15 protein-coding genes are annotated in these 9,493 nt (G+C 43.3%); 11 read left to right on the top strand and 4 right to left on the bottom strand.

The annotated features are described in order from the left end of the window. Positions 1-25: 25 nt before the first annotated feature. From BLQ44_RS03160 to BLQ44_RS03145, 4 genes are all read left to right on the top strand, one after another. Positions 26-874, top strand: a complete 849-nt coding sequence (locus BLQ44_RS03160; RefSeq protein WP_093191961.1) for a polysaccharide deacetylase family protein — start codon at positions 26-28, stop codon at positions 872-874. Positions 875-1,077: 203 nt separating this feature from the next. Beyond that, positions 1,078-1,182, top strand: a complete 105-nt coding sequence (locus BLQ44_RS03155) for a GapA-binding peptide SR1P (protein ID WP_093191959.1) — start codon at positions 1,078-1,080, stop codon at positions 1,180-1,182. Between the two features lie 121 nt (positions 1,183-1,303). Then, positions 1,304-2,260 carry an NAD(P)H-dependent flavin oxidoreductase gene (locus BLQ44_RS03150; RefSeq protein ID WP_093191957.1) on the top strand — a complete coding sequence of 319 codons (957 nt, stop codon included), beginning with the start codon at positions 1,304-1,306 and terminating at the stop codon, positions 2,258-2,260. Between the two features lie 5 nt (positions 2,261-2,265). Further along, a complete protein-coding gene (locus tag BLQ44_RS03145) occupies positions 2,266-2,535 on the top strand; it encodes a UPF0223 family protein (RefSeq protein WP_093192044.1) in 270 nt (89 codons plus the stop codon). A gap of 50 nt (positions 2,536-2,585) precedes the next feature. Here BLQ44_RS03145 and BLQ44_RS03140 read toward each other — a convergent pair whose 3' ends face one another. Further along, the gene (locus BLQ44_RS03140) at positions 2,586-3,209 is read right to left on the bottom strand and encodes a YktB family protein (RefSeq protein WP_093191955.1); all 624 of its coding nucleotides are present in this window, start codon (positions 3,207-3,209) and stop codon (positions 2,586-2,588) included. Between the two features lie 134 nt (positions 3,210-3,343). Here BLQ44_RS03140 and BLQ44_RS03135 point away from each other — a divergent pair, with 134 nt between their 5' ends. Both BLQ44_RS03135 and BLQ44_RS03130 read left to right on the top strand, forming a co-directional pair. After that, a complete protein-coding gene (locus BLQ44_RS03135) occupies positions 3,344-3,529 on the top strand; it encodes a hypothetical protein (protein ID WP_093191953.1) in 186 nt (61 codons plus the stop codon). Positions 3,530-3,605: 76 nt separating this feature from the next. Further along, entirely contained in the window at positions 3,606-4,403 is a 798-nt protein-coding gene (locus BLQ44_RS03130) for an inositol monophosphatase family protein (protein ID WP_093192042.1), read from the top strand. 55 nt (positions 4,404-4,458) lie between these two features. On the opposite strand, the gene BLQ44_RS16440 is transcribed toward BLQ44_RS03130, so the two are convergent. Further along, positions 4,459-4,617 (bottom strand): hypothetical protein, encoded by a 159-nt coding sequence (locus BLQ44_RS16440; RefSeq protein ID WP_176757403.1) that lies wholly within the window; start codon positions 4,615-4,617, stop codon positions 4,459-4,461. A gap of 116 nt (positions 4,618-4,733) precedes the next feature. Here BLQ44_RS16440 and BLQ44_RS03125 point away from each other — a divergent pair, with 116 nt between their 5' ends. Further along, positions 4,734-5,102, top strand: a complete 369-nt coding sequence (locus tag BLQ44_RS03125; RefSeq protein WP_093191951.1) for a YlaH-like family protein — start codon at positions 4,734-4,736, stop codon at positions 5,100-5,102. Between the two features lie 54 nt (positions 5,103-5,156). Here BLQ44_RS03125 and BLQ44_RS03120 read toward each other — a convergent pair whose 3' ends face one another. After that, the gene (locus BLQ44_RS03120; protein ID WP_093191949.1) at positions 5,157-5,360 is read right to left on the bottom strand and encodes a YlaI family protein; all 204 of its coding nucleotides are present in this window, start codon (positions 5,358-5,360) and stop codon (positions 5,157-5,159) included. Between the two features lie 126 nt (positions 5,361-5,486). On the opposite strand from BLQ44_RS03120, the gene BLQ44_RS03115 reads away from it, so the two are divergent. Then, a complete protein-coding gene (locus BLQ44_RS03115; protein ID WP_093191947.1) occupies positions 5,487-5,774 on the top strand; it encodes a hypothetical protein in 288 nt (95 codons plus the stop codon). 56 nt (positions 5,775-5,830) lie between these two features. Here BLQ44_RS03115 and BLQ44_RS03110 read toward each other — a convergent pair whose 3' ends face one another. Beyond that, a complete protein-coding gene (locus tag BLQ44_RS03110; RefSeq protein WP_093191945.1) occupies positions 5,831-6,325 on the bottom strand; it encodes a hypothetical protein in 495 nt (164 codons plus the stop codon). A gap of 195 nt (positions 6,326-6,520) precedes the next feature. Between BLQ44_RS03110 and BLQ44_RS03105 the strand changes: the two genes are divergently transcribed. The 3 genes from BLQ44_RS03105 to cyoE all read left to right on the top strand — a co-directional run bounded on the left by BLQ44_RS03105 (position 6,521) and on the right by cyoE (position 9,445). Further along, positions 6,521-6,802 carry a YlaN family protein gene (locus tag BLQ44_RS03105; RefSeq protein ID WP_093191943.1) on the top strand — a complete coding sequence of 94 codons (282 nt, stop codon included), beginning with the start codon at positions 6,521-6,523 and terminating at the stop codon, positions 6,800-6,802. Positions 6,803-6,901: 99 nt separating this feature from the next. Next, positions 6,902-8,092 carry a putative lipid II flippase FtsW gene (ftsW, locus tag BLQ44_RS03100; protein WP_093191941.1) on the top strand — a complete coding sequence of 397 codons (1,191 nt, stop codon included), beginning with the start codon at positions 6,902-6,904 and terminating at the stop codon, positions 8,090-8,092. Positions 8,093-8,503: 411 nt separating this feature from the next. Further along, complete coding sequence (cyoE, locus tag BLQ44_RS03095) at positions 8,504-9,445, top strand: heme o synthase (RefSeq protein ID WP_093191939.1); 942 nt, start codon at positions 8,504-8,506, stop codon at positions 9,443-9,445. Positions 9,446-9,493 lie beyond the last annotated feature (48 nt).

Here is a 9,493-nt window from a genome sequence, read left to right as displayed (position 1 = left end):
CATAATTATACAGGGGGATATCAGCATGAGAATATGGATCATAGCGCTCTTAGCTCTGTTTCTGGTTGCCTGCAGTCCTGCAGGAGATGCATCATCAGGGGACGGGGGAGAAGAGAAAGAGAAAACGGAAAACAAACAGGAGGAAGAAAAGGAAGAGGAAAAAACTGAGGATACTAACGGGGAAGAAGAACAGAAAAAAGAGGCAGAAGAAACGAAAGGAATGAAAGAGACTGAAGAGCCAATAGAACCGCAATATACTCTTCAGGAAGATTGGTCATTTGCCCCTATCAACGATGCCGAGGAAAAAGTCGCTCTTCTGACTATTGATGATGCGCCTGACGAACATGCGGTTGAAATGGCGGAGAAATTAAAAGAAAAAAAAGCTCCGGCTATCTTCTTTGTGAACGGTCATTTCCTGGATACGCCTGAAGAAGAGGAAATGTTGAAAGAGATTCATGCAATGGGTTTTCCTATCGGTAATCATACGATGACACATGCATCCTTGCCGGACCTCTCCCAGGAGGAGCAGCGTGAGGAAATCGTAGGGCTCAGCGATCGCATAGAGAAGATAATCGGGGAACGTCCCGAGTTTTTCCGTGCTCCATTTGGCCAAAACACGGAGTATTCCAAGCAACTTGTTCAGGAAGAAGGGATGCTCCTGATGAACTGGACATACGGTTATGATTGGAATGAAGAGTATACAAACGCCGAGGCACTGTCTGACATTATGGTGAATACTCCTTTACTGAGAAACGGAGCGAATCTCCTGATGCATGACAGGGAATGGACGAATAATGCACTCAATGATATAGTGACTGGTCTAAGAGACAAGGGGTATACGCTATTGAACCCGGAAAAAATCGAGCGACCATGATAAGGGAAAAGGGCCTTCCAAAGGCTCTTTTTTTGGTTTGTTCTTATATAGGAATCATCCCACTATCAGTAGAACGTCTTTTTATAGAAAAAGTATAACATTTTCTTAAAAAAGTTATACTAAACCATTGACTTCCTGGATATCCGGACATATAATGAAACTACATTGAAAGCGATTCCAAAAAACGAAGGGATGGATGAGAAATGGGAACAATCGTATGTCAAGACTGCCAAAGGGTCATTGAACATTATGAAGATGAAAAGGTGTCCACGCTTTACAGCACTTGTCCTACTTGTAATTCTAAATAGTATAACACTTAAAAGCTGCCCTTACCGGCAGCTTTTTTAATAGGTACGGGTAAACGATGGTTTCTCAGTTGTTTCATTAGTTATGTTATAATTTCAAAAAGGTTCCCGGGAGGGGTTAATTGTGAATTGGAACACAAGAGTTACGGAATTACTTTCCATTAAATATCCGATCATCCAGGGTGGGCTTGCTCATTTAGCTTATTCAGATCTGGCTGCGGCTGTTTCTAATGCCGGAGGCTTGGGGCAGATCACAGCTATGAGTCTCGCAACTCCGGAAGAATTACGCACGGAAATACATAAAACGAAAGAGAAGACATCTTTGCCGTTCGGTGTCAATTATGCTATCGGTAATCATGGTCGTCCTTACGAAGAAATGGTACAGGTAGCAATCGAAGAGAAAGTCCCGGTGATTTCAGTGACTGGAGGAAATCCGAAGGGCATACTCGAAATGGTGGAGGGGACAGGGATAAAGAAGTTGGTGCTTGTAGCTGCAAAGCGGCAGGCTCAGAAAGCGGAAGAATTAGGTGCTGATGCAGTGATGGTGGTCGGTCAGGAAGGTGGGGGGCATATAGGTCGTGCTGATACAGGTACATTCGTGCTCACACCTGAAGTGAGTGATGCTGTCGACATCCCGGTCATAGCTTCCGGCGGTGTTTCTGATGGTCGAGGACTCATGGCTGCACTAGCTCTTGGAGCTGAAGGTGTGGAAATGGGGACTCGCTTTGTTGCTACGAAGGAATGTGTACATGCTCATGATTTATACAAAGAAGCAATTTTACACGCCGGTATTACAGGTACGACTGTAATTAAGCGTTCTATCGGTGCACCGGCACGAGTACTCCTGAATGACTGGGTCACGCATATTCTTTCTCTCGAAGAAAAAGAAGTAGGTTATGATGGCCTTAAAACGTATATTTCAGGAGATGCGAATAAACGCTTTATCCACGAAGGAATTGAAAACGAAGGATTTGGATGGGCCGGTCAGGTTTCTGGTAGAATTGATAAAGTGGTGAGCGTAAATGAATTGTTTGTTACGATGATAAAGGATGCGGAAAAAATAAGAGGATCGTGGGGGTGAAAGGATTGAATTACAGCTATCCTATAGACGAAGAGTATTGGTCCAAAGATGAAATCATCGATGCGGTGAATTTTTACTCTTTAGTAGAGAAAGCTTATGAAACAGGTGCGGAAAAAGAAGATTTGATGCTGGCTTATACGAGATTCAAGCAGATCGTCCCTTCTAAAAGTGAAGAGAAACAATTATTCAAACAATTTGAGCGGTCTTCCGGATATTCCGCTTATCATGCTGTCAAAAAAGCGAAACATGAAGAAGGATCAAAGGTAAAAATGTGAAGGAGTGCCTCAGGCATCTTCCTTCACATTTTTTTGATAGGTATGGAAATTCAAGACGCCAATGCTTTTCTGTAAATAGGAAGCAAGGTTTCGAACGTCTGCTTTGCCTCCTGGATAAAGGCTTGTTCGTCAGTTAGAAGGGGATCATCTGCGTCAAACCGACGACCGACGAGGAATTCTCCCTTTTTTACATCGCGAAAACGGGTGAGGACCTTCTCAAGGTTATCTTCATTGTAAGTAATATCCTCATTTTTCGTGTGATCTTTTGAAAGGACGTAGTGCTCCGGGATGGTCCGTGTCACTTCGACGAAGTCATTCAAAAACGCCTCTGCTATGCTTTCTTTATTGGGAGCTTCGTAAATGAAAGCGAGCCAGAGAAATACTTTATCCTCCCACAAGCCGATTTGGAAGTGCGGCAATTTTTTATAACCGCGTTTGTTGTTGGCGATTGCTGCCCACGTATCGTTAGGCGGATTTTTACTTCTGCGGGCATGCTTGGCTACGTGAACGAACATTTCTTCCCCAGTCTGAGCTGCCAGGTCAGGAGCGAGTGTCTCGGCAATATCCTCGAGCTTGGGGGACAGGCGTGAGCGAAGAATCTCCATTCTTTCCTCTAATCCTTCGATGTGAAACACTTCAAAATCTTTTTGGTCAAATCCGTTAAAAGTACCCATATGATCACCTCATCTTTATTTCAGGTTAAATTTTAACATAAATCGGACATTTCTTTGGAATTAGACGTTTCGAAGGAGGAAGGAACGGATACATACATAGAAATCACAAGCTCAAATAGGAGAGGGGTGTCATTTTGAGAAAAGCAATTGATATTTTGAATGAAAGGAACGGAGAACATCGGTTGGTGGAAGAAGCGATTGACAAAGAGTTGACCATCTTGTTCAGAGCTCTGCAAGAAAAGGATGAGCCTCAGATTGCCTGGAGTAAAATGAGGTTGGCTACACTCCGTGAACAGAAGCTGAGTGAGGAAATCGTCTGAGTGTGTGAAATTAGTGTAATGGACTTCTCCTTTTGATAACATAGAAGAATACATGATGAAAAAAGGAGAATGGCTGATGGACAAGCAAGGAGTATTCCGGGAAGCGAAATCGTGGGTCCTGGAGGCAGGTAAACATATAAGAGATAATATCAATGAACCTTTGCACATAGAAACGAAGTCGAACGCCGACGATCTCGTTACCCAAATGGATCAGGAAACGGAAGAGTTTTTTGCGGATAGAATTAGAAGTACTTACCCTTCTCACCGGGTATTCGGGGAAGAAGGCTTCGGGGATGATGTAAGAGATCTTGACGGTATAGTCTGGATCGTGGACCCGATTGATGGCACAATGAACTTCGTCCACCAACAGAAAAATTTTGCGATTTCCATCGGGATTTATGAAGACGGTATCGGAGAAATCGGAATCATCTATGATGTAATGGAGGATGTGCTTTATACAGCTGTCAAAGGCGAGGGCGCCTATCGAAATGGAGAACCGCTGCCGGAGGTTTTGAAAAACAGGCCACTGGAGAAATCCATCTTTTCGCTTAATACTACATGGTTGCTCGAAGAGAACAGAAGGGTGGAAGCGGAAGGGATAAGAGAGCTGGTCAAGACGTTGAGAAGTACCAGGTCCTATGGGTCAGCAGCTCTTGAGTTCGCATTCGTCGCAGAGGGTCTGCTCGATGGATACGTCACCATGAGTTTGATGCCTTGGGACGTTGCTGCAGGGAAGGTGATTCTTGAAGAAGTCGGAGGCGTAGTTACCGCAGGAAACGGTAGCGAGCTTTCGATGGTGGATCGGTCTTCCGTTTGCGCAACTAGAGCCAACATCCATGACGAGGTTGTGAAGGGGTATATTCGCCTCAAATGAGCAAACACCAATAAAGGACAAGGAATTCATATATGTGAGTTCCTTGTCCTTTTCTTTATGTACGTTCCTGTTTATTGATTTTTATACCGTAACCCATAATTCCTCCTCCTGCAAGGAACAAAAGCACGGCGAGCCAGAACAGTTCTACGGCAATGGCGAAGCCTGTGAGCACGAAACAGAAAATGACTGCGCATGCTAATAAAATGTTTCTCATTCGTTTCACCTCGATTCCTACCCAAGTATAAATCAATTTTCCTGAAACTTAAACAACTGGCATAATAGAATGAATTTTAGTATGATAGGAAAAGATGAAACAGAGGGGGAAGCAACATGCAAGCGACATCAACACTACGGGTTCCTGAAGATCTGTGGCCTGTAGCTGACTTCTTTTTTCGCGATTTAGGTCCGGAAGTGAACCTGAACAATGCTTCGGAAGCAACTGCGTTGTTTCAGAGCTTTTTCTGGTTATATATAACTATTGTTATCTTGACGGTGATTACGTTCAAGCTCGGTTTCGCAAAAAAACTGCCGCTTCTGAAAAACGTAGTAGTTTATGCCGTGCTAGTCATAGGAACTTTCCTTCTGACACTGATGCTCGGATTGAATCTGCCACTTGCTGAAAGCTTGATCGTATCCTCTGTGGTGTTGGGGTTATATCGATTGAGGTTATCGAGAGAACGTAAAGAAAGACAGGCATAAGTAAAAAGCCTATCCTCCATTATTGATGAAAAGGGGATAGGCTTTTGTATTTGCTTAGGACAGGTAATGTTCGTTTTTGATTTCTCGTCGGAAAATGAAATTATCCGAATTCACACGTTTAGTCGTGTTCGTAGTAATACGATCATGACAGGACTGGCACATATACGTCGAGGTCCGACGATTGCGCAGCCGTTTTGCCTGTAAACTTTTACTATCAATGGATTCTATTTGATCGCATAGTACACATTGGACACGCATTTCGATCACCTCTTTATCCAATTATAGCACAGAGGAACGCTTTCTTCCTATATATAGAGGAAGAAAACGTTTGAATGGTGTATAATGGGGAAGAATAATTGTAGCATTGAATGAAAGGGTGGTAATGTGAGGAAGCGTTGGAAACTAGCATTAGCAGGAGCAGTAACAGGCGGAGCCGTTGCATACTTAATGTATGACGAGGAACGTCGTACCCAATTAACAGACAAAGTGAAACAACTGAACACCAAAGAAGACTTAGATGATATGCCGATTCGTGAAGCCGGAGAACCCGAAGTGGACAATCTGCAAAATTCCAAGATGGTGTCGGAAGGTTCGCAATTCGGCGTTCAATACTACAATGAATTAACAGAAAAAGAACGTGAAATCCTGGAAAAAAGCAGACACCAGGATTGATCAAACGAAGAAAGCTTATCTCCTTAAAAAGAGATAAGCTTTCTTTCGTTTAATGTTCATTCGAATCTGATCTTCTTAATGCCTTTGACGGGGGCTTCCTTGTTGGAACCATCTCCGAAGTATAGGTGGATCGGTCCGTCTTCCTTCAACGGTTTTCCGGTCTCTGCGAACAACGCATAAGAGTCTCTGATCTGTTCCGTTGTTATGGAAACTTCTCCATCAGTTGTTTCTAATACGGCGGTGTTTGCATTTTTGTCAATTTCACTTGTATGTAAAAAAGGCAAAAGTGGCATGAGGAAGGTTCCTTTGATTGCTCGTTCTTTCTCGTAGCGGTTTACGCTCTTGTTGATGGGAGGGCTGACTTTCTGCTGATACATTGCTCGGTTGAACCGCTCTGCCTGTTCTCGTAATTCATCCACTTCCTGCTCTTCTTCGGTACTGATTCCGTCTCCGAACACTTCAGAGAAGGTCTGTTTACGATCATCAAAAATCCAGACTGTCGGATCCAACGTGATCGGATAGGAAACCTTCCCGGTGATTTGCACAATCATGGTTAAAGCCACCTTTCTTTGACATTCTATTTTAATCATAGCAGAATCATCTTATGATTTCATTAATTCTGAAATTCCCTCGCAGTAAAGGCTAATCTTTGCTATAATTGGTCTAAGTTTAGTTCATCGTTCTGTTGCAATTTTTCGGTACAAGCGATACTATAAAATGAAAGAATGCAGATGAGGGGGAGTTGGATGTTGTCTGATGTGGCAGTTGATCACCGTGAGAAAGCATATGCCCTTCTAAAAGCGGATGCAGATAAAATTCTTCAGCTAATCAAAGTTCAAATGGATAATTTGACTATGCCTCAATGTCCTTTATACGAAGAAGTTTTAGATACACAGATGTTCGGATTGTCCCGTGAGATCCACTTCGCGGTACGACTTAATCTTATAACCGAAGAAGAGGGCAAAGATTTGCTCGATAATTTGGAGAAACAGCTGAATGTATTACATGAAGCATCTCAACGGTCATGAAAGAATGCTCAAATTACGACCTCTTGTTGTAATTTGAGTTTTTTTGTACATGTAATCGTTTAATGAATATTATAAGATCAAATGGTAGGGATGAGAAATATGAAAAGATGGAAATCTCTTGATTTTACACTGATGTTTGCACCACTTGTTCTTATCGGTTTTGGTTCCGTGATGATTTATAGTGCAAGTATGGTGGATGCACCTGTCAAGTTCGATGTAGAGCCGAATCACTTTTTGATGAAACAGTTGCAGTGGGCAGTCATCGGGCTGGTCATATTTCTTACGGCAGCGTTTATACCTTATAGACAATATCGTAGATTTGTGAAGCTCACCGTTCTGGTCATGCTCGTATCATTGCTCGGTCTGTTCGTTTTCGGAGAGACGAGAAACGGGGCCACTTCCTGGTACGTACTCGGTGGAATGAGCATTCAGCCGGCAGAATTCGTAAAAATAGGTCTGATTCTTTATCTGGCTTCAGTCTATGCGAAGAAACAGTCATACATAGAGAATTTTACACAAGGAGTCTTGCCTCCTCTGTATTTGACTGCATTGTTGCTCGGTCTCATCATTTTCCAACCGGACATAGGTACGGCTGCGGTCATAGCTATGATCGCTGCAAGTGTCGTTATTTCATCGGGGATCAAAGTCAAGCATATGCTGATATTGATCAGCGGGATTTTCCTAGTAATTATACTGGCAGCTCAGCAGATGAACACTGCTGAAAGGTCTTCCCGTTTCACAGGGGCCTATCAGCCTTTCGAAACACCTGAGTCCGATGGGTACCACTTAATTCAATCCTATATATCCATCGGGACCGGAGGGTGGACAGGTCAAGGGCTTGGGCAAGGAGTACAGAAATTGGGTTATTTGCCGGAACCACATACAGATTTCATAATGGCTGTCATCGCTGAAGAGCTCGGTTTCATCGGTGTAGTCGTTACCCTGGGTCTGTTAGCATTGATTGTACTACGCGGCTTGTATATTGCGAAGAAGTGTGAAGATGCATTCGGCTCTCTGCTCGCCATCGGGATATCTTCCATGATTGCAATCCAGGCTATCATCAACCTGGGTGCAATGAGCGGACTGTTGCCGATTACCGGTGTGCCACTTCCGTTCGTAAGTTATGGAGGATCTGCGCTTCTCATATTCATGCTGGCCGTAGGAATGTTGAATAGTGTGGCGAGAGGCGTCCATTACAAAGAAGAGAAAGAAACGAAAGAGGCAGAGCCGGCACCTCCCAAAAAACAATCGTATACTACAAGCCAGGGAGTAAAATCATGGCAGAACTGAAACCGATCTGCAAAATGCTCGCAACGAACCGCTGGGGATGTATGTTTCAGGCAATGAGGCCAATCATGTTGGAGATTTATTGATTGAATTTGAATAATTCCGGACAACCTAGCTACTAAGGCTAGGTTGTTCTTTTGAATGTTGGTTTACCAACAGTGAATACGAATGTATAGCTGCAAACTCTTCTTGCAAAAAGCCGCTGCTTTTGGTAAAAATAAATGAGTCCTTTAAAATTTTACATTGTTTACACACTTTTTTCACATTACCGTCACAATTATATAAAATTCTACTAATTAAATAGATAGAACGAGGGTTACGTGATACAATTGATTTGATGTTTCAGAGGTCAGTGGTTAATTTTTCTGTAACTTTTGTTAGAAAGACAGAAGGCAGAAGGGGGAATACGAAGTGATGGACAATCCAAGAACGGTTGAATCAGCATCTGGTCACGTCATGGATAAAGCAGTCAGCCAGGATACTTCCCTGGTACAAGATATAAAGAGCTTGATTAAAGTAGGTATTATCAATTCGAATTTGATCACTACATTTGCAGGATTCTGGTTAGCGTTGTATTTTACGAATTCATCGATTGTGACCGAATGGGTGACACTTCTATGGACGCTTATCGGAACAGCGCTTGTTATTGCGGGTGGGTGTATATTGAATAATTGGTATGACCGGGATATCGATCCGATTATGGACCGCACCAAAAAGCGTCCTACCGTAACGGGAAGCATTTCCCTTCCTGTCATCTTCACTATGGGAGTCGTTGCGTCGGCATCAGGGGCTCTGGTGCTAACGCTTACATCCTGGCAGGCTGCCGTGTGGGGTGTGTTCGGCTGGTTCGTGTATGTTGTCCTGTATACGATGTGGTCCAAGCGCCGTTATACATTAAATACGGTGATCGGAAGCTTTTCAGGGGCCGTGCCTCCATTGATCGGTTGGGCAGCTATTGAACCGGGGCTCCGTATGGAAGCCTGGATCCTTTTTCTGATCATGTTCTTGTGGCAGACTCCGCATTTTCTGGCTCTGGCTATGAAGAAAAAAGATGATTACAAGAAAGCGGGAGTACCGATGCTTCCAGTTGTGAAAGGGTTCGAAATGACGAAACGGCAAATTGTCGTTTACGTTGCGTGTCTACTGCCGCTTCCGCTCTACCTGGCATCGCTCGGCGGCATTTTTCTGACTGTAGCTTATGTGCTATCTACCGGCTGGCTCGTATTAGCACTGGCAGGTTTCTTTATGAAAGATGATAAGAAATGGGCGACATGGATGTTTGTATATTCACTCAATTATCTTACCGTACTGTTTCTGACGATGGTGCTTGTCACCATGCCTTTTCCTTACGTTTGAAATTAGGTGGGAACCTAATTTACATTAATATACTTTCCAAATATAAAA

It is taken from the genome of Salimicrobium halophilum, assembly GCF_900100295.1.
Taxonomy (GTDB): domain Bacteria; phylum Bacillota; class Bacilli; order Bacillales; family Halobacillaceae; genus Salimicrobium; species Salimicrobium halophilum.
This window is presented reverse-complemented; position numbering and strand designations above follow the sequence as displayed.